A 26,523-nucleotide genomic window follows, 5' to 3' on the forward strand; every position below is an offset into this window, starting at 1 on the left:
GACCCCGGCGACGCTGAACCACTTCGGACTGTCGTACTTCACCCGAAAACGATGATTGGGCAGGCCGATGGCTGGGTATGCGGTGGCGGTGAGTCAGGCTGAGGAGTCACACCAACGGAGATTGGCCCGCAACCTCAACGAGTTGTTGCAGGAGTTGCGGGTCGCGCAGGCCGGTGTGCAGATCCTGTTCGGCTTCCTGCTGTCGATCGCGTTCACCGAGCGCTACGCGTCCGCCGACGCCTACGTCCGCGGCACCCATCTGATCACCATCCTGTTCGCCGCGTGCGCCGTGGCGTTGCTGACCGCGCCCGCGGCCTGGCACCGGCTGCTGTTCCGCCGCGGCAGGCGGGAGGACGTGATCGAGGTGGCGAACCGCTTCGCGATCGCCGGCATGGCGTTCCTGGCGGTGGCCATGGTCGGCACCGTGCTGCTGCTGGGCGAGGTCATCGTCGGCGGCTGGGTGGCCATCGCGCTCGGCGGGTTCGCGCTGGTGCTGTTCGGCACGCTGTGGTTCGCGTGGCCCTGGCACGAGCGCAGTCGGGACACCATCGCGGAGGACGACGAGGCCGAGGAAGACCGCATCGAGTGACCCCGGCGCCCCGCCGGGCCGGTCAGCCGGACTCGTCGGTCGAGTCGTGCGGGGTACCCACCGGCTTGGACTGCGACGAACCGCGCTGGCGCAGGTACACGCTCAACACCACGATCGAACCGATGGCCAGGAACTCCGACTGCCAGTTCTGCAGCGACCGGTTCCAGAAGTCGGCCGAGAGCACGTAGTCCCACCAGCTCACCGGGTCCTGGAAGGTGTTCAACCGGTCGTTGTTGTACGTGCTGCGGCCGGCGATCGACTGGGTCAGCCACGAGCCGAGGAACAACCCGAGCATCACCAGCCCGAGCGAGTTCGAGTACAGCGCCGTGCGCCAGCCGCCCGCCTTCGCCCACGGCGGCGACTGCTCCTTCGCGTGCGCGCCGAGCAGCTGTTCCCGGTCCGACTCGGACCCGATCCGGTCCGGGGTCTTGGACTCGGTCGACCCCTTCTGCACCAGCCACACGGTGGCGAAGATGAACAGGAAGAACTGGAGGTACTCCGACTGCCAGTTCTCGGCCACGTCCACCGCGAAGTCCGACGACGTCACGTACTGCCAGAAGCCGATCGGGTCACCGCCGTCGGTGAGCCGCCGGTCGTTGAGGTCGGCGTTGCCCGCGAAGGCCTGACCCACCAGCGTGGCCAGGAACAGCAGGCCGAACGCGAGCCCCAACCCGTTGTCCCGCAGGAACCTCTTCACATCCCCACCAGCCCGATGACGCTGAAGAAGACCAACAGCCCCACCACACCCAGCAGATAGGCGTAGAACATCCCGCGTTGCGTCACGGCCCGCCCACCTCGCACCTGTACGGCCGGTCGCCCTGGGCTGTGCAGCCGGCGCCGGCCACCCGCCACCCCGAGGACAACTCCCGCAGGAACAGCACGTCCTCCGAGGTGCGGGCCAGGGCCGCGTCGCCCCAGACCTCGACCGCCTCGACGGATCCGCCGGGCAGGTCGAGCGACGAGCACTCCACGTCCTCGCGCGCGCGTTCGGTCAGCAGCTCGCACGCCCGGTCGCCCGCACCGGAGCCGACCGCCGCGGTGAACTCCTCGGCCGTGCGCCCGACCAGGTCACCTGAGCCCGAACCACACCCACCCAGCGCCAACACCACCGGCAACGCCGCGGCGCAGAACCACCGGAAGCGGATCATGGCTGGACCCTGACCGCTCACGGGCGCAGCAGCACCTTGACCGCGTTGTCCTGCTTGCGCTGGAAGATCTCGTACGCGTGCGGTGCCTGGTCCAGGGGCATGTGGTGGGTGGCGAACGAGTCCACGCCGAGAGGGTCGTCGTCGGTCAGCAGCGGCAGGATCTCGGGCACCCAGCGCCACACGTTGGCCTGGCCCATGCGCAGCTGCACCTGCTTGTCGAACAGGGTCAGCATCGGCATCGGGTCGGCCATGCCGCCGTACACGCCGGACACCGAGATGGTGCCGCCGCGGCGCACGATGTCGATCGCCAGCCGCAGGGCGTGCAGCCGGTCCACGCCCGCGGTCTGCATGAACCGGGCCGCGATGGCGTCCGGCAGCAGGCCGACGGCCTGGTGGGCGAGCTTCGCGACCGGCGCGCCGTGCGCCTCCATGCCGACGGCGTCGATTACGGCCTCCGGGCCGCGCCCGCCGGTGAGCTCGCGGATGTGGTCGACCAGGTGGCTGTCCCGCACGTTCAGCACGGTCACGCCGTGGCCGCGGGCCCGCGCCATGCGCTCGGGCACCAGGTCGACCCCGATGACCGTCTCGACGCCGCGGTGCTGCGCGATGCGGGTCGCCATGTCGCCGATCGGACCGAGCCCGAGCACGACCAGGCTGTCCCGCGTGCCCGCGTACTCCACCGCCTGCCACGCCGTGGGCAGCACGTCGGACAGGTACACGAACCGGTCGTCCGGCGGCCCGTCGGGCACCTTGATCGGCATCGTGTTGCCGAACGGCACCCGCAGGTACTCCGCCTGCCCGCCGGGCACCTGCCCGTACAGCTTGGTGTACCCGAACAGCGCCGCGCCCGACCCGTGCTCGCGCACCTGGGTCGTCTCGCACTGCGACTGGAGGCCGCGCTCGCACATGAAGCACGTGCCGCAGGAGATGTTGAACGGCACCACGACCCGGTCACCCGGTTTGACCGCGGTGACCTCGGCGCCGACCTCCTCGACCACGCCCATCGGCTCGTGCCCGAGGACGTCGCCCTCGTCGATGAACGGCCCCATCACCTCGTACAGGTGCAGGTCGGAGCCGCACACCCCGGTGGACGTGATGCGGACGACGATGTCGGTCGGCTCCTTGAGGATCGGGTCCGGCACGGTGTCCACGCGCACGTCCCGCTTGCCGTGCCAGGTGACGGCCTTCATCCGGGTACTCCTCCCACTGCCGCGGTCGACTGCCCGGAGCGTTCCCGGCCTGGCGTGTGGCAAACACCGCGCCGGGTACCCGCAGGCAATGAACGCACCACTACCCCAGGACCGGGCCGGGGCGCCGATGCGCGCGGTCGTGACCGGGTCGGACTCCGGCATCGGCAGGGCCATCGCGGTTGCCCTCGCGGGTGGCGGGGTCGATGTCGGGATCACGTTCCACTCCGATGCCGACGGTGCCGAGGAGACCGCCCGGGAGGTCCGTGGCCAGGGTGTTCAGGCGGCTGTGCGGCAGTTGGACCTGACCGACCTGCCCACGGCGGCCGCGGTGGTGGATGAGTTGGCCGATGAGCTGGGCGGCATCGACGTGCTGGTGAACTGCGCGGGCACCGGCACCGCGCAGAAGGCCATGGACATGGACTTCGACACCTGGCGCGGTGTGCTGTCGGTCGACCTCGACGGCGCGTTCCTGTGCTCGCAGCGCGCCGCCAAGCACATGATCGCGGCGGGTCGCGGCGGTCGGATCATCAACATCACCTCGGTGCACGAGCACCAGCCGCGGGTGGGTGCGGCGCCGTACTGCGCGGCGAAGGCCGGGTTGGGCGCGTTGACGAAGGTGTTGGCGCTGGAGCTGGCCGAGCACGCGATCACGGTCAACTCGGTCGCGCCGGGCGAGATCTCCACCCCGATGACGGGTCAGGAGGACGTGGACCCGCGCACGGAGCCGCGGCCCGGCGTGCCGCTGGGACGTCCCGGCCACGCGAGCGAGGTCGCCGCGGTGGTGGCGTTCCTGGCCACGCCGGCGGCCGGGTACGTGACCGGCGCGTCGTTCGTCGTGGACGGCGGCATGACGTTGATGGGCCCGCAGGCGAGCCGGCTGCTCACCGACCGCAAGTGGTTGGAGCCCTAGCCGGATCGGCCCGGACGGATCAGCCCCGGGCGGACCGGGTGGCCCGGCGCGTCGCGGCCGCGGCCACCGCGAGGGCCACCAGCCGGAGAAGGTTGCCGCGGTGCCAGGTGCGCATCAGCCGTCGCCGCTCGTCGTCGCCCAAGGGCTCGTCGTCGCGCAACAACCGCAGGTTCACCGCCTTGACCAGGTAACCCGTGAGGCCCGCGGCGACCAGCGTGCCGACCGCCGACGTGGCGACCGCACGCCGGTCGCCGCCGTTGCGCCAGCTCTCGACCAGCGTTGCCCCGGTGGCCACCACCGTCACGGGCGCTGCCGGCGCGTAGTAGCGCAACGGGCTGCCGGGACCGAGCAGCCGCGGTTGGCGGTGCGGTCGGGCGTCGGCGAGGAGCCCCGGCACGTCCACCACGGCCTCGTAGAGGTTGCCGGAGAACCAGTGAGCGTGGCCGAGTCGGGCCAGCGCGGCCCACGGCAACCGGAATCCCATGTGTCGATCTTAGGGATCCCCGGACGGGCGCCGGCCGTTTCCTGAGGTGATTCCAAGGTTCGCTGAAAGTTGCCCTGAACCGGGCTTGGTCTGCTGGTCCCAGGCGCGCCGGACCGACCGGCGCACCGGACAGAACGAGGGATGCCCATGCGGATCCGGACCAGGGTCATCGCCGCCGTCCTGGCGGCGGGAACGCTGACGGCGCTGGCGGCGAGCACGTCGCCCGCGCTGGCGAACCCGACCACGTCGGTGGTCGAGGACAAGGCGAACAACGAGAAGCCCGCCGAGGTGCGGCCGGACGCGGGGAAGCCCGGCAACGGGAAGCCGGCCAAGGTGCGGCCGGACGCGGGGAAGCCGGGCCAGGAGAAGCCGGGCAAGGGAGAGGGGGCGCCCGAGGAGGCGGTCAAGCTGTTGGCGGCCCGGCTCGGCATCACCGTCGACCGCTCCCGGCAGGTGTTCCGCGACCTGGAGAAGGTCAAGGCACGGGGTGAGGACATCGTGCGGGACCGCGCGTTCGTCGCCATCGCCGAAGGACTCGGCCTGACGCCCGAACGGCTCCTGGAGGTCCTGCGCGAGGTCAAGCGGACCCTCGGCGAGCAGCAGCCCAAGCCCACGAAGTGACCGGTTCTCCCGAGCGGCCCGGATCGGGTGTCACCCGGTCCGGGCCGCGGCCCGTGAGTGGCCCGGACGTCGTCACCCATACTGGTGGCGTGCGGGTCCTGGTGGTCGACGACGACGAAGCTGTCCGCCTCTCGCTGGCCCACGCGCTGCGCCGGGACGGCTACCAGGTCTCGGTCGCCGCGGACGGCCCGCAGGCCCTGGACGAGCTCGGCCGGGTCCGGCCCGAGGTGATCGTGCTCGACGTGCTGCTGCCCGAGCCCAACGGCCTGGAGATCTGCCGCAGGCTGCGCCGCCGGGGCGACCGCACGCCGATCCTCATGCTGACCGCGCGCGACCTGGTGGAGGACCGCGTCGCCGGGCTCGACGCGGGCGCCGACGACTACCTGGTCAAGCCGTTCGCGCTGGACGAGCTGCGCGCCCGGCTGCGTGCCCTGCTGCGGCGCACCGGTGTGGACAGCGAGGTGTTGCGGTTCGCCGACGTGGAGATGGACACGACCACCCACCGCGTGCACCGGGGTGGCCGGCCGATCGAGCTGACCCGCACCGAGCACGCGCTGCTGGAGCTGTTCCTGCGCAACCCGGACCGCGTGCTGAGCCGGGTGCTGATCTTCGAGTCGGTCTGGGGCTACGACTTCGGGCCCGCGTCCAACGCGCTGTGGGTCTACATCAGCTACCTGCGCGGGAAGCTGGAGGCGGCCGGTGAACCGCGGCTGATCCAGACCGTGCGCGGACTGGGGTACGTGCTGCGGGAGCGGCCATGACGCTGCGCACCAGGGTGGGGCTCGCCGGCGGCGCGGTGGTGCTGGTGGCCCTGGCCATCGCCTCGGTGGTGGTCTACTCGTCCGTGCGGCCGGACCTGCACCGGCAGCTGGACGACTCGCTGACCAAGGCAGTCGAGAACAGCCCGACCGTCGCCGCCCAGCTCAAGCAGAAGGTCGAGGCCTCCGGGCAGCCCAAGCTCGCCGACACCCCGGTCGACCTGGGCAGCACGCTGGTCCAGTTCATCCCCGCGCCGGTGCGCCCCGGTCCGAACCGGGCCTTCATCGACGTGACCAAGCGGGACGCGAACGTCGCCATGGGGCAGGAACGGGCCTACTTCCAGGACGTCACCCACGACGGCGTCGCCTACCGGGTGTACACCGCGCCGATGCCGGGGGCGCGCGGCGGCGGCGCCACGCTGGTCCGGGCCGCCCGGCCGCTGGACGACGCGGCCGGCCTGCTGACCGGGTTGGCGGCGCTGCTGGCCGCCCTCACCGTGATCGGCGGGCTGGTGGCCGCGCTGGCCGCCCGGCTGGTGGCGCGCCGGGTGCTGCGGCCGGTGCGCGTGCTGACCGACGCCGTCGAGCACGTGACCGCCACGAAGGACCTGAGCGCGCGCGTCGACCTGACCGGACGCGACGAGATCGGCCGCCTGGGCCGGTCGTTCGCCGCCATGATGACCGCGCTGGACGCCTCCGTGCACGCCCAGCGCCGGCTGGTCGCCGACGCGTCGCACGAGCTGCGCACCCCGCTGACCAGCCTGACCACGAACCTCGAACTGCTCGCCGAGGACGACGGCCTGCGCGACCCGGAGGCGCCGGCGCTGGTGCGCGCGGCGATCGGGCAGGCGGGCGAGCTGCGGTCGCTGGTCAACGACCTGATCGACCTCGCCCGGTACGGCGAGGGCACCGCGCGGGCCGAGGACACCCGGCTGGACCTGGTCGCCGAACGGGTGGTCGCCAAGGCGGGGGCGCGGGCCGCCGCGCCGCGGTTCGAGTCGGCGTTGTCGCCCTGCCTGGTGCACGTCGACCCGGACGCGATCGAGCGGGCCGTCGCCAACCTGGTGGACAACGCGGTGAAGTGGAGTCCGCCGGGCGGCCGGGTGCTGGTCGTGGTGGCCGACGGGGAGCTGACGATCACCGACGAGGGCCCCGGCATCCCGCCGGCCGACGTGCCCTTCGTGTTCGACCGCTTCTACCGGTCGGCGCAGGCGCGATCGATGCCCGGCTCCGGGCTCGGCCTGGCCATCGTGCGCCGGGTGGTGGAGACGCACGGCGGCGAGGTGGCCGCCGAACCCCTCGCCCGCGGCGTCCGGATGCGGCTGCGGCTGCCGGTGTCCCGCGACTGACCGCACGGTCCCCGCCGGCTGCGGCCGCCGGTGGCCATGAACTGACCGCGCGGTCCCCGCCGGGGGACCGCGCGGTCGGGACCGTGCCGCTAGGACCGGGCCTTGGCGGTCTTGCGGTTGTTCGCCTTGTCGATCGCCTGCACCAGCTCCTGCTTGGTCATGGTCGACCGGCCGGGCACGTCCAGCCTCTTGGCCAGGTCGTACAGGTGTTGCTTGCTCGCGTTGGCGTCCACGCCGCCCGCCGTCTTGCCCCGCTTGGGCGTGCTGCGCGCGGCCTGCTTGTCGGACGGGCCCTTCCGCTCCTTGGGCTCCCAGTGGTCGCCGACCTTCTCGAACGAGTGCTTCAACGCGCTGTACGCGGTCCGGTGCGAGCGCTCACCCTCGCCGTAGGTCTTCACGGCCGAGTCGTGCGCCTCGATCCACGTCCGCTGCGCCTTCTTGGACGAGCGCGCGATCGTGCTCGGCAACTCCTCGCGTCCGGGCATGGTCGTCCCTCCTCGGGGCTTCGCCTCGGGTTTCACGTCGGCCACCGGGGTACCCGTCGCGCATGACGGACATGCGTGTCGAAGCACTCGACGTCCACAGCCCGGTGGATGGTCAGCTGATCGGCTGGCTGCCCACCGCCACGGACGAGGACGTGGCCGGCGCGGTGCTCACCGCGCGTGAGGCGCAGCCCGGTTGGGCGACGACACCCGCCGCCGAACGGGGAGCCGCGCTCAAGGCCGCGGCCGAGGCGATCCGCGCGCACGCGACAGACCTGGCGACCCTGCTGCACTCGGAGACCGGCCGACCGCTCGCGTCCGCGCGGGACGGTGTGCTGGCCGGTGCGTCCACTCTGGACCAGTACGCCGAGCTGGGTCCGGTCCACCGCGGCCGTTCGCTGCTGGGTTCGCACGACGCGGCCGACTTCATGATCCCCGAACCGCGCGGCGTGGTCGTCGCGCTGACACCGTGGAACGACCCGGTCGCGGTGTCCTGCGGACTGCTCGGTGCGGCCCTGGTGACCGGCAACGCGGTCGTGCACAAGCCGAGCGAACGCTGCCCGCACACCGGTGTGCTGCTCGCGCAGCTCATGGTCGACCACTTCCCGCCGGGCGTGGTGCAGAGCCTCACCGGCGACGGCTCGGTCGGCGCGGCCCTGGCCGCCTCGCCGCACGTGGACCTCGTCGCGCACGTCGGCGGCACGGCGACCGGCCGTGCGATCGCCGCCACGTGCGCCGCGACCGGCGCGAAGGCCCTGCTGGAGAACGGCGGCAACGACCCGCTGGTGGTCGACGCGGACGTGGATCCGGTGTGGGCGGCCGAGCAGGCGGCGATCGGCGCGTTCACCAACGCGGGCCAGCTGTGCACCTCGGTGGAGCGGATCTTCGTGCACCGGGCCGTGGCGGAGGAGTTCCTCGCGGCGCTGTGCGAAGAAGCGCACCGGTGGAACGCCGACCCGCAGCCGCTGGTGGACGTGCGGATGCGGGAACACGTGCACGCGCACGTGGCCGAGGCGGTGGCGGACGGCGCGCAGCCGTTGGTCGGCGGCGTGGTCCCGGACCGCGAGGGCGCGTACTACCCGGCGACCGTGCTCGGCCGGTGCACGCCGGACATGCGCGTGATGCGGGAGGAGACGTTCGGTCCGGTCGCGCCCGTGCGCGTGGTGCCGTCGTTCGAGGAAGGCCTGGCCGAGGCGTGCGTGGACGAGCACGGCCTGGCCGCGACCGTGCTCACCGGGTCGATGGCGCACGCGCAGCACGCGTGGCGGGCGCTGCCGGTCGGCACGGTGAAGGTCAACGCCGTGTTCGGCGGCGCGCCGGGCGGCGCCGCCCAACCGCGCCGGATGTCCGGCACCGGGTTCGGCTACGGGCCGGAGCTGCTGGACGAGATGACGACCGTGAAGGTCGTGCACCTCGGTCAGGCTCAGATCCAGCCCTCCTCCCAGGCCAGCCGGGCGGCCTCGTAACGGGTGTGCACGCCCAGCTTCGTCATCGCCGACGACAGGTAGTTGCGCACGGTGCCCGCGGCCAGGTGGGCCTCGCCCGCGATCGCGGCCACCGTGCCGCCCTGCAACGCGTGCCGCAGCACGTCCAGCTCGCGGGCGGTCAACGGGCACGTGCCCTCGGTGAGCGCGGCGGCGGCGATCTCGGAGTCGACGTAACGCCTGCCCGCGTGCACGTCGCGCAGGATCGAGGCGAGCTGCGCGGCAGGCGTGGTCTTCGGCACGAACCCGCGCACGCCGGCGGTCAACGCCCGCCGCAGCACGCCGGGCCGCGCGTGCCGGGTCACGATGACCACCGCGACGTCGGTCAACCCGCGCACCGCCTCGGCCGCGAGCACGCCGTCGCGCCGGGGCATCTCCAGGTCGAACACGGCGATGTCCGGCCGGTGCGCCCGGACCGCGGCGACCGCCGCGTCGCCGTCGCTGGCCTGCGCGATGACCGAGATGTCGTCCTCCAGCTCCAGCAACGCCGCCAGCGCACCCCGGATGAGGTCCTCGTCGTCGGCCAGCACCACCCGGATCACCGGCCCACCCCCGCCCGGCCGACCAGCTCGAAGCCCTCCGGGTTCGTCGTGCCCGCCTCGACCCGGCCGCCGACCGTCGCGAACCGCTCGCGCAACCCGGCCAGCCCGGCGCCCGCCTCGTTCGCGGCCGCCGAGTCGGCCGACACCCCGTCGTTGCGCAGCCGCACGCACACCAGGCCGTCGACCACGTCGATCAGCACGTCGCAGCGCTGCGCCCGACTGTGCCGCAGCACGTTCGTCGTGCCCTCCCGCACCAGCGCCCCGAACAGCGGCTGCAACGGCGGCGGCACGCCCGCCGCGTCACCCTCGACCGTGGTCTCGATGCCCGCCGCCCGCAGCACGCCCACCGCGTTCGTGATCTCCGTGCCCAGGCTCGCCCGCCGGTAGCCCTGCACCACCTCGCGGGTCTCCTTCAACGCCGTCCGCGCCAGCTCCGCCACCTCGCCCGCGTGCTGCCTGGCCAACTCGTCGTCCCGGCCGATCAGCCGCTGCGCCAGCTCGCCCTTCAACGCGATGGCCTGCAGGTGGTGACCCTGGATGTCGTGCAGGTCGGCGGCGAACCGCAACCGCTCCTCGGCCACGGCCAACGCCTCGGCGGTCTTGCGGCCCTGCTCGTGCTGCACCACCATGTCCCAGATCCAGAGCTGGATGACGTCGGCGAACACGAGCACGGCGGTCATCGTGGCGGCCAGCGCGACCGCCTGCCCGGCGTCCTCACCGCTGAACAGGCCGCCGACGGCGACGGTGAGCACCGCCATGACCGCCACAACCGGCCAGCGGCGCCCGGCCGGCAGGATCGCGGCCACGTGCGCGACCACCAGGGCGGGCAGCGCGGCCCAGACCATGAGGAACCTCTCATCGGCGCTCGCCGCGCCCCACGCCGCCAGCGCCACCACGAACGTCGCTGCGTGCTCCCACGGCCGGTTGGCGCCCCGACCCAGCCCGTTCATGGCCTGGTGCAGGTAGCGGGTGTGCTGGACGATCACGACCACCACGGCCACCGCCAGCAGGGGCCTCGCGACGGGGTCGCGGCCGTTGACGACCAGGTCCAGGGCGGTGCCCGCGCCGACCACCACGCCGCCGGTCACCACCGACCACCAGGTGTAGCGCCGCAGCCTGCTCAGCGCGGCCGTGTTCTGCGGTGTCACAGGTGGAATCTACGAGTCGGATCGCACGCCTGTCTGCTGACATCTGTCACAGGGACCGGTGCGCGACGGCACTGGGTACCGCCCTCGTGGGCGGCCAGCATGGCAACCATGGGAGAAACGGTGATCGACGTGGCGGACCTGAGGTGCCGCTACGGAGACTTCGAAGCCGTGCGAGGGGTGGACTTCGAGGTCCGGCGGGGGGAGTTGTTCGCGCTGCTGGGCACCAACGGCGCGGGCAAGACCACGACGATGGAGACGTTGGAGGGGCTGCGGGCGCCGTTCGGCGGCACCGTGCGGGTGCTGGGGCTGGACCCGTTCCGCGAGCGGGCGGCACTGCGCTCGCGCACCGGGATCATGCTCCAGGACAGCGGGTTCCCGGCCGACCTGACCGCGCGTGAGATGGTGGCGCTGTGGGGCGTCACGAGCGGTCGGCGCGCCACCGAGGACGTGCTGGCGCGGCTGGACCTGGCGCACCGCCGCGACGTGCGGATCAAGCAGCTGTCGGGCGGTGAGCGGCGGCGGCTCGACCTCGCGCTGGCCGTGCTCGGCCGGCCGGAGCTGCTGTTCCTGGACGAGCCGACGACCGGGTTGGACCCGGAGTCGCGGCGGCGGACGTGGGAGGTGGTGCGCGGGCTGCTGGCCGAGGGCACGACCGTCGTGCTGACCACGCACTACCTGGAGGAGGCCGAGTCGCTGGCGCACCGGTTGGCGATCCTGCACGAGGGGCTGGTAGCGGTGTCCGGCGCGCTGGTAGACGTCCTCGCCGCCCAGCCGGCGCGGATCTCGTTCGACCTGCCGGACCGGCTCGACGTCGACGCGTTGCCGATGTTGTCCGGCGACGTGGTGCACCGGCCGTCCGGTCGGGTCGAGGTGCGCACCGGTGAGCTCCAGGACGACATGGCGGTGCTGCTGGCGTGGGCGACGCGGGAGGGCCTCCGGCTGGGTCGGATCCGCGCGCACCACGCGTCGCTGGAGGACGTGTTCCACAGTGCCCGGACGGGCAGGGAGGTGGTGGCCGCATGATCGCCGCACTGGGCGTGGCCGAGCTGAAGCTCCTGCTGCGCAACCGGACCGCCGCCGCGCTGGCCGTGCTGATGCCGTTGGCGGCGGGGATCTTCTTCGCCTTGCAGATGGACGGCGAGCAGGGCGGCTGGACCATGGTCGTGACGCTCCAGCTGCTGTTCTCGTTCGGGTTCACCGTGTACGTGACCGTGACGACCGCGTTGACCGCACGCAGGCAGGACCTGTACCTGAAGCGCCTGCGCACGGGTGCGGCGTCGGACGTGGTGGTGCTGACCGGCATCCTGCTGCCGGTGGTGCTGCTGGGTCTGGCGCAGGCGGTCGTGCTGCTGGGCATCAGCGTGGCGGCGGGCGCCCCGATGCCGTCGCGGCCGGAGCTGCTGCTCGTGGCGATGGTCGGCGGCGTGGCGCTCAGCTGCGCGGCGGGCGTGGGCACCAGCGGCGTCACCGGCACCGCGGAGCTCGCCCAGATCACCACCGCGCCGTTCTTCTTCGCCCTGATCGTCGGTGGTCTGTTCGGGACGAACGGCGGGTTGGACGTGCCGGTGTTCCTCGTGCCGGGCACCGGCCTGGGCACGCTCATCGGCGCGGCGTGGGGCGGCCCGACCGACCAGGTCGGCCTGGCCGCCCTGTCCGTGGCCGGCTGGACGGCCGTGGCCACCGCCCTGTCCGTGCGCTTCTTCCGCTGGGACCCGCGCGGGTAGCGGTCGGCCCGCCACCCGTGCGGGTAGCGGTCAGCCCGCCGGGGTGAAGTCCGCGCTCTGGACGTACTCCATCGCCGCCACGAACGCGGGGTCGGCCATCCGGGCGGTCAGCTCGTCCGGGGTCGGCTCCGCGACCCGCTGGTGCACCCACCACAGGTTGCCGAACGGGTCGCGCAGCCGGCTGACGCGATCGCCCCAGAACAGCTCGGTCGGCTCGGTGACCACGACCGAGCCGCGGGCGACGGCCCGTTCCAGCACCTCGGCGTCGTCGGCGACGTAGAGGCGCAGGAACGAGGGGGTGGCGGGCCACCCCGGCTTGTCGAACATCATCACCACCGAGTCGCCCACGCGGACCTCGGCGTGGCCGATCACCCCGTCGACCTCCACCCGGCCCAGCTCGACGGCGTCCAGGACCTCGACCGTGAAGTCGATCAGTTCGGCCGTCCGACCAGCGGTGATGATCCAAGGCGTCACGGTGTGGTAGCCGTCGGGCACAACGTTCACGGTTCGTCTCCTCGTCTCCGGTGCTACCGACGACGTTAGGGACGATGTAGGCCTGTTCCGGTCCTACATGGCTACCGGCTCGGCGTGGGGCGGCCCAGGGACACCAGGTGGAACCCGGCCTCGGCCACCTTCTCGACCGGCAGCAGGTTGCGGGTGTCCACGATGACCGGGCTGGTCATGGCGGCGGCCAGGTTCGGCCAGTCCAGCTCGGCGAACTCGGGCCACTCGGTCAGCACCACCAAGCCGTCCGCGCCCTCCGCCACCGCCTCGGCCGAGCCGAGCACCCGCACCGGCCCGCAGTCGGCGGTCACGCACGGGTCGTAGCCGGTCAGCCACGCGCCCTCGGCCGCCAGCAGCGAGGCCACCGCCAGCGCGGGGGAGTCGCGCAGGTCGTCGGTGCCCGCCTTGAACGTCAGCCCGAGCAGCCCGAGCCGCACGCCGGCCAACCCGCCGCCCACGGCCTCGCGCACCAGCCCGACCACCCGGTGCGCCTGGTGGCCGTTGGTGCCGATGGTCGCGCGCAGCAACGGGAAGTCGACCCGCGCGTCCTCCGCCGTGGACAGCAGCGCCCTGGTGTCCTTGGGGAAGCACGAACCACCCCAGCCCGGACCCGGTGCCAGGAACGACGCCCCGATCCGGTCGTCCAGCCGCATCCCCTCGGTCACGTCGCCGATGTCCGCGCCGACCTGCTCGCACAGCTCGGCCAGGTTGTTGACGTAGGACAGCTTCATCGCCAGGAAGCAGTTGCTGGCGTACTTCACCAGCTCCGCGCTCGCACTGCCGGTGACCAGCGCGGGCGCGCCCGTGCCCTGGTAGAGCGCGACCACCCGGCGTGCGGCCTCCTCGACCTCCGACCCGACCACGACCCGCTGGGGCCGCAGGAAGTCGTCCACCGCGTGGCCCTCGCGCAGGAACTCCGGGTTGGACACGACCTGGACGTCCGACCGCCCCACCAGCTCCGCGACCCGCTCGGTGGTGCCGGCGGGCACGGTCGACTTGATCACCAGCACGCAGCCGGCGCGCACGGCGTCCCGCGCCTCGCGCAACACCGCGTGCACCGCGGCCAGGTCCGCCGCCCCGTCCGCACCGGTGGGCGTCGGCACGCACAGGAACACGAAGTCCACCTCGGACAGCGCCTCCGCGTTGCCGAGCACGAACCGCAACCGCTCGGCGTGCAACCCCTCCGCGACCAACTCGGCCAACCCGGGCTCGTGCGCGCCGATCTCGGCCCGGCGCAGCGCCGCGACCTTCGCCTCGTCCACGTCCGCGCACACCACCGCGTGCCCGAGCCGGGCGAAGCAGGCCGCCGTGGTCAACCCGACATAGCCCGCGCCGATGACGCCGATCCTGGCCACGGTCCACCTCCCAGCAGCGATCGAGCGGCGTCGAGCACCTCGGCCGCGGTGATGTCGAGCAGCCCCGGGTCGGGCCGGTCGGCGAAGGTGTCGCCGGTCGCCCCGTGCCACAGCACCCGGTGGGGCCCCGACCTCGGTCCCCACTCGGCGGGGGACACGGGGCCGAACAGCACCACGGACGGCGTGCGGTAGGCGGTGGCGACATGGGCCACGCCGGTGTCACCGCAGATGACGAGTCGTGCACCGGCCACCAGGTCCAGCAAGCCGGCCAGGTCGCCCACCCTCGTGCGCCCCGGCGCCACCTCGCGCACCAGGGGCTCCTCGGCGGCGCTGCCGGTCACCACCACGTCCGGACCCAACGCGCGGGCCACCGCCGCGAACCGGTCCGCGGGCCACCGACGTGCGCCGTGGCTCGCACCGGGGTGCACGACGATGGCGCCGTCGCGCGGCAACGGCGGCAGGTGCAGGTCGCACGGGTCGCAGGCGATGCCGAACTGCGCCAGCAGCCGGCACCACCTCAGCACCTCGTGCTGGTGCGCGGGCCACGGCACGTGCACGCCGTGCGTGATGAGCCGGGCGGGGTGGGTGGCGCGCAGGAGCTCGGTGCTCTGCGGACCCCGTCCGTGCAGGTTGACGGCGAGGTCCGGCGAGTCGCAGTCGATGGGCACGAGGCCTTCGGTGGGCAGCAGCCGGTCGACCGCGTCGATCCGGGCCACCGCGTCGGCCAGCCAGCCGGGCGCGGCCAGGGTGATCTCGGCGTCCGGGTAGGAGCGGCGCAACCCGCGCAGCGCGGGCACGGCCGTCAGCAGGTCGCCGAGGCCGAGGGCGCGCAGCACGAGGATCCTCACCGCCGTGCCACCCCACCGGCACGGGGATCGGCCTGAGGCCGTGGCCGGTCCGGGGCATCGGCGGCCCGCGCCACCCGGCGGCCCCGCCGTCCGGCGACGGGCACGGCCCGGTGGCGCAGTTCCCCGCGCAACCGGTGCGCGCAGGCCGCGGGCGGGATGGCGATGCTCGTGACCACCATCTTGGCCACCTCCTCCCGGGTGCGCGGACCGGGCACGATGCGCTGCCCGGCGAACCACGCGGTCAGCCCGATCCACGCGCCGCCGAACGCCAACGCCGCCCGGCGCCACCCGAGCAGTCCACAGAGGACGGCCAGGGCGCCGGACGCCGTGGTGGCCACGTGCCACGGCAGCCGTCCGGGCGCGCCACCGATCCGATCACGCCAGTCGGGACCGAGCAGCCGCCGCACCAACGCGTCGTCGGCGTTGCCGCGCTGCTGCTTCAGGCTGGCGAAGAACCCGGCCTCGCGCACCGGGTGCGTGGTCACGCGGACCCCGTCGACGACCCGGTACCCGTGCTCCATCACGCGCAACGCCAACTCGGCGTCCTCGCGGTAGGCGCGCGGGAACCGCTCGTCGAACCCGCCCGCGTGCACCAGCGCGGCCCGTCGGTAAGCCATGTCCGCGGTGATCCACCGCGCGTCGGCCAGACCCGCGGTGCCGCGCTCCCAGTCGGTCGGCCTGCGGTCCCCGGGCAGCGGCACCACGATCCGCGCCTGCGACGCGCCCACGTCCAGCCCCAGCTCGTCCAGGTCACGGACGAGCCGCGCCTTCCAGTCGTGCGGCGGCACCACGTCGTCGTCCAGGAACGCGACCCACTCGCAGCACGCGGCACGCCACCCGGCGTTGCGCGCGGCGGCGGGGCCGCGACCACCGGTGCGCAGCACGCGGGCCGAGTGCGTCGGTGGCAGCGGGCCGGGGTCGGGCCGGTCGTCCACCACGATGATCTCGCGCGGCGGCGGGCCGTGGCCGTGCTCCAGCGCGTCGAGCACGACGCGCAGGCTGTCCCGGCCGACGGTGGGGATGACCACCGCGTAGTCGACGGTCATGGCTGCCGGGCGGTCCGGGGCCGCCGCACCACGAACCGGCCGATGGCCAACAGGTCGACCGGCGCCGAGCCGAAGCACTCCAGCGCGTCGCGCGGGTCGTCCACCATCGGCCGCCCGGCCGTGTTCAGGCTCGTGTTCACCACGACGGGCACGCCGGTGCGGCGGTCGAACTCGCGGATCACCCGCGCCATCAGCGGTTCCGACGCCGGGTCCACGGTCTGCACGCGCGCGGTGCCGTCCACGTGCACGACCGCCGGGATCCGGTCACGCCACTCGGGACGCACGTCGTGCACGAACAGCATGTACGGGCTGGGCAGCGGCCCGCGTTCGAACAGCTCGGCCGCGCGGTCGGCCAGCACCATCGGCGCGATCGGCCGGAACTGCTCGCGCCCCTTCACCTCGTTGAGCCGGGCCAGGTTCTCCGCCCGCCCGGGGTGCGCGAGCAGCGACCGGCGGCCCAACGCCCGCGGCCCGTACTCGCTGCGACCCTGGAACCAGGCCACCACCTGGTCGTCGGCCAACGCCTCGGCCACCGCGACGGCCACGTCGTCCGGCTCCTCGTACGCGATCTTGGCGTTGCGCAGGTGGTCCTCGATCTCCGCGTCGGTCCACGACCGGCCCAGGTCCGCGCCCGGGATCGCGGCGGCGGGCTCGCCCACGTCGGCCACCACCTGCAACGCCGCACCGAGCGCGGTGCCCGCGTCACCGGCCGCCGGCTGCACCCACACCTCGTCGAACGGGCCCTCGGCGAAGATCCGGGTGTTCGCCACGCAGTTGAGCGCCACCCCGCCCGCCATGGTCAACCGCTTCTGCCCGGTCCGCTCGTGCAGCCACCGGACCAGGTCCAGCAGCACTTCCTCCACCCGCACCTGCACGCTGGCGGCCAGCTCCGCGTGCTCGCGCGTCACCTCGTCGTCCGGGCCGCGGCGCTTGGCCAGCGTCGCCCAGTCCAGCGGCGTGACGTGGAACCCGCCGTCCTCGGTCGCGCGGACGTGCTCGCGCAGCAGGTCGAGGTGCTTGGGCTCGGCGTAGGAGGCCAGCGCCATCACCTTGTACTCGTCGCTGGAGCGCAGGAAACCGAGGTGCTCGGTCAGGTCCTCGTAGAGCAGGCCCAGGGAGTGCGGCAGGTGCTGCGCGGCCAGCGTCTCCAGCCGGTGGCCGCGGTAGCTGCCCGCCAGGTGCGACCGGCACTCGCCGCGACCGTCGTTGACCAGCACCGCGCAGTCACCGCCGAACGGCGCGGCCAGGCCGGTGGACGCGGCGTGCGCGACGTGGTGCGGCACGAACCGGACGATCGCCGGGTCCAACCCGGGCAGCGCGGTCGCCAGGAAGTACGGCGCGCGGCGGGCGTACTGGGTGCGCAGGTCCTCCCACGGCACGTCGCTGGGCTCGACCAGGTCCGGGTCGTAGGAGTAGGCGACCGCGTCGAGGTCGGCCGGGGTGAGCCCGGCGTGCTCCAGGCACCAGCGGGCGGCCTGTTCGGGCAGTTCCCACGCGGAGAACGGCACCGGCCGCTTGCCGTGCTTGCGCCGGGAGAACCGTTCCTCCTCCGCGGCGGCCACCACCTCGCCGTCCACCACGAGGGCGGCGGCGGGGTCGTGGAAGACCGCGTTGATACCGAGCACGCGCACGGCTCTCCCCTTTCGCTCCTGCTCCTGTGTGGACCGACGTCCGCGCCTTCTCCGCGGGCTCACGTCCGCGTCCGCCCGTCGCGGACCGACGTGGTCCGACTACCCGACGAGTTGCCGGTCAAACGACCGCCGCAGCCCTTCGTCCAAGCCGATCTCCGGTTGCCAGCCCAGCACCTCGCGCGCGAGCGAGATGTCGGGACGGCGGCGGCGCGGGTCGTCGGTCATCGCCTCGACGTGCTCGATCGTGGACCTGCCGCCGGTCAGCTCGATGACCTTCCGCGCGACCTCCAGCACGGTGACCTCCTCGGGGTTGCCGAGGTTCACCGGGCCGGGGTGGTCGCTCTCGGCCATCGACAGCAGGCCTCGCACCAGGTCGTCCACGTGGCACAGCGAGCGGGTCTGGGCGCCGTCGCCGTGCACGGTCAGCGGCTCGCCGGCGCGGGCCTGCCGCACGAACGTCGGGATCATCCGGCCGTCGTCGGGCCGCATCCGCGCGCCGTAGGTGTTGAAGATGCGCACGATGCCCGCGTCCACACCGTGCTCGCGCTGGAAAGCGCAGGTCATGGCCTCGCCGAAGCGCTTGGCCTCGTCGTAGACGCTGCGCGGGCCGATCGGGTTGACGTTGCCCCAGTACGTCTCGCGCTGCGGGTGCTCCAACGGGTCGCCGTACACCTCGCTGGTGGAGGCGATGACGATCCGCGCGTCCTTGCGCCGCGCCAGCTCCAACGCGTGCAGCGTGCCGAAACCGCCCGTCTTGAGCGTGTCCACGGGCATCCGCAGGTAGTCGACCGGTGACGCGGGACAGGCCAGGTGCATCACCAGGTCGACGTCGCCGAGCAGGTCGAGCGGCCTGGCCACGTCCTGGACCACCACGCCCAGCCGCGGGTCGTCGGGCAGGTTGTCCGGCGACCCGGTGCGGAAGTCGTCCACGCACACCACCCGCGTGCCGCGCTTGAGCAGCGCTTCGCACACGTGCGAGCCCAGGAACCCGGCCCCGCCCGTCACCACCGCACGTTCGAATCCCATGGGCTGGGCCTACCCGTGGATCCGAGGAGTAACCACCACTTCCCGGGGTACCACCCGCTGGTGGCCCGCGACCGGCACCCGCTGCCGCCGGGGTGGGACGACGGGTGGCGCTCGTGGGCCGACCGGGGTCACCCCGCCGGGGCGTCCCGCTCCACGACCACCTCACCGGCGTGGTCCACCCGGTACCCGACACCGCGCACGGTCGTGATGATCGACGCCGCCTCGCCAAGCTTGTGCCGGATCCGCCGCACGTGCACGTCCACCGTGCGGGTGTCCACCATGCTCTTCGCACCCCACACGCTCGCCATCAGCGCGGTCCGCCCGTGCACCCGATGGGGGTTCGCGCACAGGTGGTGCAACAGGTCGAACTCCAGCCTGGTCAGCTCCACCGGCACGCTCCGGCGCAGCACGCGCCGCGCGTCGACCAGGATCCGCAGCTCCGGCTCGACCCGCGCGACCGGCAGGTCGACCACCACGTCCGCGTCCGGCAGGTCGAGCGCCGAGCGCAGCGCGTGGGCCAGCCGCCCCGCCGCGTCCACCACCCGCGTGCCGGTGGCGGAGACGCGGATGACCACCCTCACCTCGACCTCCGCCACCTCGGGCAATGCCGTCACGGTGGTGATCGGACCAGTGGGGCGTGACGCCCGTCAACGCGTTCCAGCACGTGGGAAGCGTTGACAGCGGGCATGATGAGGCACATGAGGACCATCACCCTGAACAACGGCGTCACCATGCCGCAGCTCGGTTTCGGCGTCTTCCAGGTGTCCATTCAGGACACGTACGACGCGGTGACCGAGGCGTTGCGGGTCGGCTACCGCAGCATCGACACGGCGGCCGCCTACCGCAACGAGGAACCGGTCGGACGGGCCGTCGCGGACTCGCCGGTGCCGCGCGACGAGCTGTTCGTGACGACCAAGCTGTGGAACTCCGACCAGGGCTACGACGAGGCGTTGCGCGCGTTCGACGCGAGCGCCGACCGGCTCGGCCTGGACCGGGTCGACCTGTACCTGGTGCACTGGCCGGCACCCCGGCAGGACCGGTACGTCGACACCTGGCGCGCGTTGGGCAAGCTGCTCGCCGACGGCCGGGTCCGGGCGATCGGCGTGTCCAACTTCCAGCCCGCGCACCTGGAGCGGATCGTGGAGGCCACCGGCGCGGTGCCCGCGGTGAACCAGGTCGAGCTGCACCCGCGGCTCCAGCAGGCCGAACTGCGCGCCTTCCACGCCCGGCACGGCATCGTGACCGAGGCGTGGAGCCCGTTGGCGCAGGGCGCGCTGCTGGCCGACCCGGTCATCACCGACATCGCGGCCAAGCACGGCCGCACCCCGGCGCAGGTCGTGCTGCGCTGGCACGTGCAGCTGGACAACGTCGTCATCCCCAAGTCGGTCACGCCCAGCCGCATCGCGGAGAACTTCGCCCTGTTCGACTTCGAACTGGACGGTGACGACCTGCGGCGCATCGCGGAGCTGGACCGCGGCGAGCGCACCGGCCCCGACCCGGACACGTTCGGCTAGGGAGGACCGACCACCCGACGATCGGACCGCACCGCCGTCACCCACACCACCGCGCGACCACGCGGGCCGCACGACCGCTCGACCACAGGACCGCGACCGAACGGCGCAACGACCGCTAGACGCTCACCGGGCCGCCGGTACGCCAGTACACGCCGTCGTCCCGGCTGAGCAGGCCTTCGTCCACGAGGTACCGGCGCACGGTCACGTGGTCGACCTCACCGCCCTCGCACCACCGCTTCAGCACTTCCACCACGTCCCGTTCGGGGTACCGTCTACCCGGCTCGAACGCGGTGCTCACCTGTTCGAGCACCGCCCGCCTGCGTCCGCGCTGCGCGGGGAGCTTCACCAGCCGCCCGTTCCGCACGAACGGGTCCTCCGGGGCCCGGTTCGCCTGTTCGACCCGGGTGGCCTCCTTGAACAGTTCCTCGCGCAGTCGCAAGCCCGTGCCGTCGGTGACGACGAGCCCGGCCGACCTCAGTCGGCGCAACGAGTTCTCGACGCGCCGAACGTCCAACCCGGTCGCCCCGGCTACGTCCGCAATCGTGCGGGCGCCCAGGACCAACGCGGCGGCCACGCGCAACCTTTCGGGTTCGGCCAGCAGTCCGATCAGTGAATCAGGGGTCACGCTTCGAGCTAACCGAAGCCCGCGGTCTGGTGCACGCCCATTTCCGGCGGACCTTAATAGCCGTGCGCACTGATCACCTCTTCCCCCTGGCGTCGGTGGAGCCGGTTTTCGGCATGCCGACCGAGAACGCCCGCAAGTTCCAGCAGGTGGCCGCCGAGCAGGACCTCGTCATCGACGTGCGGGCCACCAACCCGCACGCGGTGGCCTGGTTGCGCCGGGGCGCGCTGCCCAAACCCGAGGCGGTGAAGGCCAAGACCATCGACGACCTCGACGTCCGGCTCGGCGCGGCCCACCGCCACCGCGGCCTCGTCGGCTACTTCCGGCCCGAGTTACCCCAGTTCGACCTCAGCGACCGGCTGCTGCGCCGGTACGACCAGCGGCGCGTGGAGTTCGACGCGTTGCGCGACAAGATGGAGCAGTACGAACGGCGCGGTGAGTACGTCGTGCGGAACGGGGTCGTGCACGGCTTCGACCGGCGGGGGGTGCTGCGGCCGCTGACCGGCGACCACGACGTGTTCGACATCCGCGCCTCCGGAGGTGCGGACCTCAGTCGCCGCCGGTACGACCGGGCGGTGGCGACGATGATGTCGATGGATATGGGCGTCACCCACGGCGCCCACATGTACTGGCGGCCCACCACCAAGTCCGACCTCGCGATGTTCGAGTCGATCGCCCGCAGCGGCGACGCGAAGCTGCGGTTCCACCCCGACGGCACCATGAGCGCGGGCGACTACCGCCGGCTGAACCCCGGGATCAGCGCGATCACCACACCCGCCAGGGCCGCTCGGCCGTACGCCAGCGTCTCCCACGTCGGCAGGCCCAAGGTGCCGGTGTCGTCGGCGTAGGTGATGAACAGCTGGCCGTAGAGCAGGAGCAGGAGGACTCCGTAGATGCGCGCGTGCCGGTGTTGCCACGCGAGCAGCACGCCGGCCAGGCCCGTGCACACGTACAGGGTGTGGTTGGTGCCGTCGCCCATGGGCAGGAACGGGACCGAGGCGAGGACGATCTGCAGCGATCCCACGACGAACGCGAGCAGCTGCGCCCGGCTGAAGGACTTGGTGTCGCTCTTGGCGTCGTCCTTCGCCTCGGTCTTCTTCCCCGATCGCCGTTCTTTCACGGCCGCCTCGTTCCGCATGACGCTCGGTTACCCGCGTCCGTTCGGCTCATCCGTGCCGCCCGGGCGCTTCCCCCTATGGGACACATCGCCCAACACGGTCCGGCATTACGGTGAACCGGCTGGTTCCCGCTGGAATCCACGCGTGGCGGCACGGTCAGCGCAACAGCCGGTCGATCTCCACCGCGGCGTCCGCAATCGCCTGATCGGGTCGGCGCTCACCGGTGAGCGCCCGCGAGACCGCGGTGGAGATCGCGCGGGAGACCTCCTGGTACTTCGCGCCGTGGGCGGTGCGGGTGCGCGCGGACCTCAGTTGGCCGGTGAAGCCCGGCACGTTTGGGTCCCACTGCCAGGCCAGGTCGTCCACCGTGTCGGCCCGGTTGGGCAGCGCGCCGAGGCCGCCGCCGAACTCGGTGGCGTTGTCGGGGTGCTCCGCCAGCCAGGTCAGCACCTCCCACGCCCGGTCGACCTGCCCGGTGCGGCCCACCACCCACGTCTCGCCGCCGAGTTGCCCGGCCGGGCCGGCGGCACCGTCGGGCAGCGGCGCCGCCGCCCAGTCCAGGCCGGCCTGGTTGAGCTCCGGGATCGCGGCGGGGCCGGTGATCGCCATGGCGCAGCGGCCCTCGGCGAACCGCCGGCGCACGTCGGCGTCGGTCCAGCCCAGCGCCTGCGCCGGGGCGCTCCGGTCGGTGTTGACCAAGCCGTCGAGGTAGGTGAGGGCGTCGACGGACGCCTGGTCGCCGATGTCGGCCACCTCGCCGCCCGCCTGCCACAGGAACGGCAGGAACGTGACGGTCAGGTCGTCGTCCCTCGCGCCGAAGCACAGGCCGGACCGGTCGGCGGAGGTCAACGCCTTGGCCGCGGTCCGCAACCCGTCCCAGGTGGTCGGCGGGTCCGCGAGGCCGGCCGCGGCGAAGTGGTCCCGGTTGTAGACCAGCGCGGTGGTGGTGCTGCGCAGCGGCACGCCGAGCACCCGGCCCTCGTGGGTCGCGCTCTCGCGCACCGGCGGGAGGAACTCCGCGCCGAGCCCCCACCGGTCGAACCGGTCGGTGAGGTCGGCCAGCGCCTTGCCCGCCGCCAGCCGGGCCAGGTCGGTGGAGTCGACGGCGGCGATGTCCGGGAACACGCCGGACGCGGTCGCCTCGGCGAGCTTGGCCTGGAACTCGGGGTACGGCAGGGAGGTGCGCTCGATCCGCACGCCGGGGTGGTCGTGGCGGTAGCGGGCGAGGAGGTTGTCCACGGCCTGGTTGGCCATGAGGGAGTGGTTGAGGTAGTCCCACCAGGTGAGTGTCACCTGATCCGGGGGCTCGGTCTGCTCTGAGTTGCACGCACCGGAAGCGAACAGGGCCACGGCCAGGAGCAGCGCTCGTCCACGCATTCTGCTCCACCCTTCGGGGTAGGCGACCTCTACGGACTGCGATCGTCCTACTCCGCTGCGTGAGGCGGTGTCAAGATCGGAGGTGGTTCAGACCTTCGGCCGGCTTGCCTGCGCCAGGTCGGGGGACCGGGCGGGGGTGGACTGGGTGGGGTTGGGGGACTGGGTCGGGTTGGGGGACTGGGCCGCGATGGGGGATCGGGCGCCGGGAGGGGACGCGGGCTCGCCCGGTCGGCCCGGCTCGGCGGCTTCGCCGGGACCGGGGCTGAGGTCGGCGAGGTAGGTGGCTGCCAACTCGTCGTAGATCGGTGTTGAGCTCACGTTTCGGAATCCTGTCCGGCCGCGGGCTCCAGCGCTGCCCCTCTCACCCCTGTGGGTTACGTCCCGCGCCGCCGGAACGGGCGCGGTCCGCACTGGTGCGGTGATCGTCCGTGCTGGTGGCGGGCCTGCGGGCCGCAGTGGACGGTCCGGCGCGAGGGCGGTGCGCGCGGAGGATGACGCAGATCACCACGCCGTCGTGCCGGTCCTCGATTGGGTCGCCGGTAACAGGGGTACCCGTGGCTGCGATGAGGGCTTAGGTGGCCACCGCCCCCCAGCTGGCCGCCTGACAAGTCCCGGCCGGGCTCCCCTCCCCCCAAGAGTCCGGCCGGGCACCTCATCCCCCATACCGTTGCAGGGCCGTGGTTTCGTTCCGGGTCACCCCGGAACGGGTGTGAACGGCCGATCACCCGGCGGCTCCCTCCGCGCCGGCGCGCGGTGCCGAGGCTGGTGCAGCGCGGGGGGTTCGGGCGCGTCCGGTGTGGACATCGTGACGGGCCGGCCCGGCTCGACCACGATCGACTCACCGTGGTGGCTCGTGCGCAGCGCGTCGCCGGCGACGATCCGGTAGGTGACCGAGCCCGGACCGACCTCCACCGCGAACCGGGTGCCGCGGCTCGACATGCGGAACGCCATCCTGCTCAGCCCCGGCGGCAGGCGCGGCGCGAACGACAGCTCGCCGCCGTGGTCGCGCATCCCGCCGAACCCGGCCACCAGGGCGACCCACGCACCGGCCAGCGAGGCCATGTGCAGTCCGTTGTGGACATTGCGGTGCAGGTCGTGCAGGTCCGTGAACGCCGCCTCGGCCAGGTAGTCGTAGGCCAGCTGCAACGCGCCGACCTCGGCCGCCAGCACCGCCTGCGTGCCGGCCGACAACGACGAGTCCCGCACCGTGCGCGGCTCGTAGTAGGCGAAGTTGCGGGCCTTCTGCGCCGACGTGAACGCGTCACCGCGCACGTGCATGGCCAGCACCAGGTCGGCCTGCTTGACCACCTGCTTGCGGTACAGGTCGAAGTACGGCCGGTTGAGCAGCAACGGGTACTCGTCGGGGTCGGTGCCCTCGAAGTCCCACTCGGCGTGCGAGGTGAACCCCTCGGACTGCTGGTGCACGTCGAGCAGCTCGTCGAACGGGATCAGCATCCCGTCGGCCGCCTTCCGCCAGCCACCCACCTCCTCCGGGGTCACGTCCAGCCGCTCGGCCACGTCGGGGTGCCGCTCGCACGCCTCCGCCGCGTTGCGCAGGTTCTCCTGCGCGATGAGGTTGGTGTAGACGTTGTTGTCCACCACGGCCGAGTACTCGTCCGGACCGGTCACGCCGTCGATGCGGAACCCGCCGTGCTGGTCGTGGTGCCCCAGCGAGTTCCACAGCCGCGCGGTCTCCACCAGGATCTCGGCGCCGCACTCGCGCTCGAACGCGCGGTCGCCGGTGGCGTTGACGTACTGCGCCACGGCGTGCGAGACGTCGCCGTTGACGTGGAACGCCGCCGTGCTCGCGGGCCAGTACGCCGAGCACTCCGCGCCGCTGATCGACCGCCACGGGAACGCCGCGCCGCGCTGCCCCAGCACCTCGGCCCGCTCCCGCGCCTTGCCCAACGTCGAGTGCCGCCACCGCAACGCGTCCCGCGCCGCCTCCGGCACGGTGTAGGCCAGCACGGGCAGCACGAACATCTCGGTGTCCCAGAACGCGTGCCCGTCGTAACCCGGACCGGTCAGCCCCTTGCCGGGGATCGCCCGAGTCTCACCGCGCACCGCCGCCTGCATGATGTGGAACAACGCGAACCGCAGCGCCTGTTGCAGCTCGTCGTCGCCGTGCAGCTCGATGTCGGCGACCTCCCAGAAGTCGTCCAGGAACCGCCGCTGCTCGGCCAGCAGGCCGTCCCAGCCGGTCTGCCGCGCGCCCGCCAGCGCCGCCTCGACCTGCGCCCGCAGCGCGGGTACCGACCGCTGCGCCGACCAGCCGTAGCCCAGGTACTTCACCAGCCGCAGCTTGCCGCCCGCGGGCACGTCCACGGCGGCGGTGAAGCGGGCCAGGTCGCCCTCGGCGCGGATCTCGGTGCGCACCCCGTCCTGGACCTCCAACTCGTGGTCCATCGCGGCGGCCATCCGCAGGCCGGAGTTGCGCGCGTGGTGCGCCAGCACCGCCCGGTAGTCCTCGGCGTGTGCGAAGTCCGCCACCAGCGGCTCGTTCAACGCCGCGGCCACCCGCGGGTCGTCGCCCTCGTTCTCGACCGGTTCGTTGGCCAGCAGGTCGGACTGCACGACCAGCTGCGCGTCCTCGCCCGGCTCGACCTCGTAGAGGATCGCCGCGACCGCCCGCTGGGTCAGCGACACCAGCCGTTCGGTGCGCACGGTCACCCGGCGGCCGGTCGGCGACTCCCACTCGGTGCAGCGGCGCAGCGTGCCGGTGCGGAAGTCCAGCTCGCGCTGGTGGGCGTGGGCCCGGCCGTAGCGCATGTCCAGCGGCTCGTCCCCCACCAGCAGGCGGATCACCTTGCCGTCGGTGACGTTGACGACCGTCTGCCCGGCCTCGGGGTAGCCGTAGCCGGACTCGCCGTACGGCAGCGCGTGCTCCTCGTAGAAGCCGTTGAGGTAGGTGCCGGGCAGCCCGCGCGGCTCGCCCTCGTCCAGCGTGCCGCGCAGGCCGATGTGCCCGTTGGACAGCGCGAAGACCGATTCGGTCCGGCGCAGCTGGTCCACCGCGAGACCGTCCCAGCGCACCATCCAGGGGTGGATCTCCC

28 protein-coding genes and 1 pseudogene are annotated in these 26,523 nt (G+C 72.9%); 10 read left to right on the top strand and 19 right to left on the bottom strand.

Features of this window, described 5'->3' with window-relative positions; genetic code table 11:
• The first annotated feature begins 67 nt into the window (after nt 1-67).
• A complete protein-coding gene (locus ACYVLT_RS15325; RefSeq protein ID WP_461120843.1) occupies nt 68-589 on the top strand; it encodes a DUF6328 family protein in 522 nt (173 codons plus the stop codon).
• 22 nt (nt 590-611) lie between these two features.
• On the opposite strand, the gene ACYVLT_RS15330 is transcribed toward ACYVLT_RS15325, so the two are convergent.
• From ACYVLT_RS15330 to ACYVLT_RS15340, 3 genes are all read right to left on the bottom strand, one after another.
• Nucleotides 612-1,286 (bottom strand): DUF6766 family protein, encoded by a 675-nt coding sequence (locus tag ACYVLT_RS15330; protein WP_461120844.1) that lies wholly within the window; start codon nt 1,284-1,286, stop codon nt 612-614.
• An 82-nt stretch (nt 1,287-1,368) separates the two neighbouring features.
• Complete coding sequence (locus tag ACYVLT_RS15335) at nt 1,369-1,737, bottom strand: hypothetical protein (protein ID WP_461120845.1); 369 nt, start codon at nt 1,735-1,737, stop codon at nt 1,369-1,371.
• A gap of 17 nt (nt 1,738-1,754) precedes the next feature.
• Entirely contained in the window at nt 1,755-2,927 is a 1,173-nt protein-coding gene (locus ACYVLT_RS15340) for a zinc-dependent alcohol dehydrogenase (protein ID WP_461120846.1), read from the bottom strand.
• 88 nt (nt 2,928-3,015) lie between these two features.
• Here ACYVLT_RS15340 and ACYVLT_RS15345 point away from each other — a divergent pair, with 88 nt between their 5' ends.
• Nucleotides 3,016-3,837: an SDR family oxidoreductase gene (locus ACYVLT_RS15345; RefSeq protein ID WP_461120847.1), complete on the top strand. Its 822-nt coding sequence runs from the start codon at nt 3,016-3,018 to the stop codon at nt 3,835-3,837.
• A gap of 19 nt (nt 3,838-3,856) precedes the next feature.
• On the opposite strand, the gene ACYVLT_RS15350 is transcribed toward ACYVLT_RS15345, so the two are convergent.
• Nucleotides 3,857-4,321 carry an anthrone oxygenase family protein gene (locus tag ACYVLT_RS15350; RefSeq protein WP_461120848.1) on the bottom strand — a complete coding sequence of 155 codons (465 nt, stop codon included), beginning with the start codon at nt 4,319-4,321 and terminating at the stop codon, nt 3,857-3,859.
• A 147-nt stretch (nt 4,322-4,468) separates the two neighbouring features.
• Between ACYVLT_RS15350 and ACYVLT_RS15355 the strand changes: the two genes are divergently transcribed.
• The 3 genes from ACYVLT_RS15355 (at nt 4,469) to ACYVLT_RS15365 (ending at nt 7,049) form a co-directional block, all read left to right on the top strand.
• Entirely contained in the window at nt 4,469-4,942 is a 474-nt protein-coding gene (locus tag ACYVLT_RS15355; protein ID WP_461120849.1) for a hypothetical protein, read from the top strand.
• An 89-nt stretch (nt 4,943-5,031) separates the two neighbouring features.
• Nucleotides 5,032-5,703: a response regulator transcription factor gene (locus ACYVLT_RS15360; RefSeq protein WP_461120850.1), complete on the top strand. Its 672-nt coding sequence runs from the start codon at nt 5,032-5,034 to the stop codon at nt 5,701-5,703.
• Nucleotides 5,700-7,049 carry a sensor histidine kinase gene (locus tag ACYVLT_RS15365; RefSeq protein WP_461120851.1) on the top strand — a complete coding sequence of 450 codons (1,350 nt, stop codon included), beginning with the start codon at nt 5,700-5,702 and terminating at the stop codon, nt 7,047-7,049. Before ACYVLT_RS15360 ends, ACYVLT_RS15365 begins: the two co-directional genes overlap by 4 nt.
• An 89-nt stretch (nt 7,050-7,138) precedes the next feature.
• Here the strand turns inward: ACYVLT_RS15365 and ACYVLT_RS15370 are convergent, their stop codons facing one another.
• Nucleotides 7,139-7,534 (bottom strand): ChaB family protein, encoded by a 396-nt coding sequence (locus ACYVLT_RS15370; protein WP_461120852.1) that lies wholly within the window; start codon nt 7,532-7,534, stop codon nt 7,139-7,141.
• 62 nt (nt 7,535-7,596) lie between these two features.
• On the opposite strand from ACYVLT_RS15370, the gene ACYVLT_RS15375 reads away from it, so the two are divergent.
• Nucleotides 7,597-8,997 (top strand): aldehyde dehydrogenase family protein, encoded by a 1,401-nt coding sequence (locus tag ACYVLT_RS15375; protein ID WP_461120853.1) that lies wholly within the window; start codon nt 7,597-7,599, stop codon nt 8,995-8,997.
• On the opposite strand, the gene ACYVLT_RS15380 is transcribed toward ACYVLT_RS15375, so the two are convergent.
• On the bottom strand, nt 8,955-9,557 hold the full coding sequence (locus ACYVLT_RS15380) for a response regulator transcription factor (RefSeq protein WP_461120854.1): 603 nt from the start codon (nt 9,555-9,557) through the stop codon (nt 8,955-8,957). The two genes, ACYVLT_RS15375 and ACYVLT_RS15380, sit on opposite strands and share 43 nt — an antisense overlap.
• On the bottom strand, nt 9,554-10,705 hold the full coding sequence (locus ACYVLT_RS15385; RefSeq protein ID WP_461120855.1) for a sensor histidine kinase: 1,152 nt from the start codon (nt 10,703-10,705) through the stop codon (nt 9,554-9,556). Before ACYVLT_RS15385 ends, ACYVLT_RS15380 begins: the two co-directional genes overlap by 4 nt.
• Before the next feature lie 108 nt (nt 10,706-10,813).
• Between ACYVLT_RS15385 and ACYVLT_RS15390 the strand changes: the two genes are divergently transcribed.
• Entirely contained in the window at nt 10,814-11,728 is a 915-nt protein-coding gene (locus ACYVLT_RS15390; protein ID WP_461120856.1) for an ABC transporter ATP-binding protein, read from the top strand.
• Nucleotides 11,725-12,429: an ABC transporter permease gene (locus tag ACYVLT_RS15395; RefSeq protein WP_461120857.1), complete on the top strand. Its 705-nt coding sequence runs from the start codon at nt 11,725-11,727 to the stop codon at nt 12,427-12,429. Before ACYVLT_RS15390 ends, ACYVLT_RS15395 begins: the two co-directional genes overlap by 4 nt.
• A gap of 30 nt (nt 12,430-12,459) precedes the next feature.
• Here ACYVLT_RS15395 and ACYVLT_RS15400 read toward each other — a convergent pair whose 3' ends face one another.
• The 7 genes and pseudogenes from ACYVLT_RS15400 to ACYVLT_RS15430 form a co-directional block, all read right to left on the bottom strand.
• Nucleotides 12,460-12,933: a VOC family protein gene (locus ACYVLT_RS15400; protein ID WP_461120858.1), complete on the bottom strand. Its 474-nt coding sequence runs from the start codon at nt 12,931-12,933 to the stop codon at nt 12,460-12,462.
• Nucleotides 12,934-13,004: 71 nt separating this feature from the next.
• A complete protein-coding gene (locus tag ACYVLT_RS15405; protein WP_461120859.1) occupies nt 13,005-14,288 on the bottom strand; it encodes a UDP-glucose dehydrogenase family protein in 1,284 nt (427 codons plus the stop codon).
• Nucleotides 14,246-15,130, bottom strand: coding sequence for a glycosyltransferase family 9 protein (locus ACYVLT_RS15410; RefSeq protein WP_461121129.1), 885 nt, complete (start codon nt 15,128-15,130; stop codon nt 14,246-14,248). Before ACYVLT_RS15410 ends, ACYVLT_RS15405 begins: the two co-directional genes overlap by 43 nt.
• A gap of 113 nt (nt 15,131-15,243) precedes the next feature.
• Nucleotides 15,244-16,182, bottom strand: a pseudogene (locus tag ACYVLT_RS15415) (glycosyltransferase family 2 protein); the annotation flags it as partial.
• Complete coding sequence (locus ACYVLT_RS15420) at nt 16,179-17,813, bottom strand: carbamoyltransferase family protein (RefSeq protein ID WP_461120860.1); 1,635 nt, start codon at nt 17,811-17,813, stop codon at nt 16,179-16,181. The pseudogene ACYVLT_RS15415 and the gene ACYVLT_RS15420, both read right to left, overlap by 4 nt.
• A 99-nt stretch (nt 17,814-17,912) precedes the next feature.
• Entirely contained in the window at nt 17,913-18,839 is a 927-nt protein-coding gene (locus ACYVLT_RS15425) for an NAD-dependent epimerase/dehydratase family protein (protein WP_461120861.1), read from the bottom strand.
• A gap of 128 nt (nt 18,840-18,967) precedes the next feature.
• Nucleotides 18,968-19,453, bottom strand: coding sequence for a winged helix-turn-helix domain-containing protein (locus tag ACYVLT_RS15430; RefSeq protein ID WP_461120862.1), 486 nt, complete (start codon nt 19,451-19,453; stop codon nt 18,968-18,970).
• Between the two features lie 75 nt (nt 19,454-19,528).
• Between ACYVLT_RS15430 and ACYVLT_RS15435 the strand changes: the two genes are divergently transcribed.
• On the top strand, nt 19,529-20,353 hold the full coding sequence (locus tag ACYVLT_RS15435; protein WP_461120863.1) for an aldo/keto reductase: 825 nt from the start codon (nt 19,529-19,531) through the stop codon (nt 20,351-20,353).
• Between the two features lie 115 nt (nt 20,354-20,468).
• Here the strand turns inward: ACYVLT_RS15435 and ACYVLT_RS15440 are convergent, their stop codons facing one another.
• The gene (locus tag ACYVLT_RS15440) at nt 20,469-20,978 is read right to left on the bottom strand and encodes a DUF2087 domain-containing protein (RefSeq protein ID WP_461120864.1); all 510 of its coding nucleotides are present in this window, start codon (nt 20,976-20,978) and stop codon (nt 20,469-20,471) included.
• 62 nt (nt 20,979-21,040) lie between these two features.
• Between ACYVLT_RS15440 and ACYVLT_RS15445 the strand changes: the two genes are divergently transcribed.
• Entirely contained in the window at nt 21,041-21,823 is a 783-nt protein-coding gene (locus tag ACYVLT_RS15445; protein WP_461120865.1) for a hypothetical protein, read from the top strand.
• On the opposite strand, the gene ACYVLT_RS15450 is transcribed toward ACYVLT_RS15445, so the two are convergent.
• The 4 genes from ACYVLT_RS15450 to ACYVLT_RS15465 form a co-directional block, all read right to left on the bottom strand.
• A complete protein-coding gene (locus tag ACYVLT_RS15450; protein ID WP_461120866.1) occupies nt 21,709-22,095 on the bottom strand; it encodes a hypothetical protein in 387 nt (128 codons plus the stop codon). The genes ACYVLT_RS15445 and ACYVLT_RS15450 overlap by 115 nt on opposite strands.
• A 154-nt stretch (nt 22,096-22,249) precedes the next feature.
• Nucleotides 22,250-23,470, bottom strand: a complete 1,221-nt coding sequence (locus ACYVLT_RS15455) for an extracellular solute-binding protein (RefSeq protein WP_461120867.1) — start codon at nt 23,468-23,470, stop codon at nt 22,250-22,252.
• 87 nt (nt 23,471-23,557) lie between these two features.
• On the bottom strand, nt 23,558-23,788 hold the full coding sequence (locus ACYVLT_RS15460) for a hypothetical protein (protein ID WP_461120868.1): 231 nt from the start codon (nt 23,786-23,788) through the stop codon (nt 23,558-23,560).
• Between the two features lie 375 nt (nt 23,789-24,163).
• The gene (locus ACYVLT_RS15465; RefSeq protein WP_461121130.1) at nt 24,164-26,506 is read right to left on the bottom strand and encodes a glycoside hydrolase family 65 protein; all 2,343 of its coding nucleotides are present in this window, start codon (nt 26,504-26,506) and stop codon (nt 24,164-24,166) included.
• Between the last annotated feature and the right edge of the window lie 17 nt (nt 26,507-26,523).

The sequence above is a fragment of the Saccharothrix stipae genome (genome assembly GCF_054781895.1).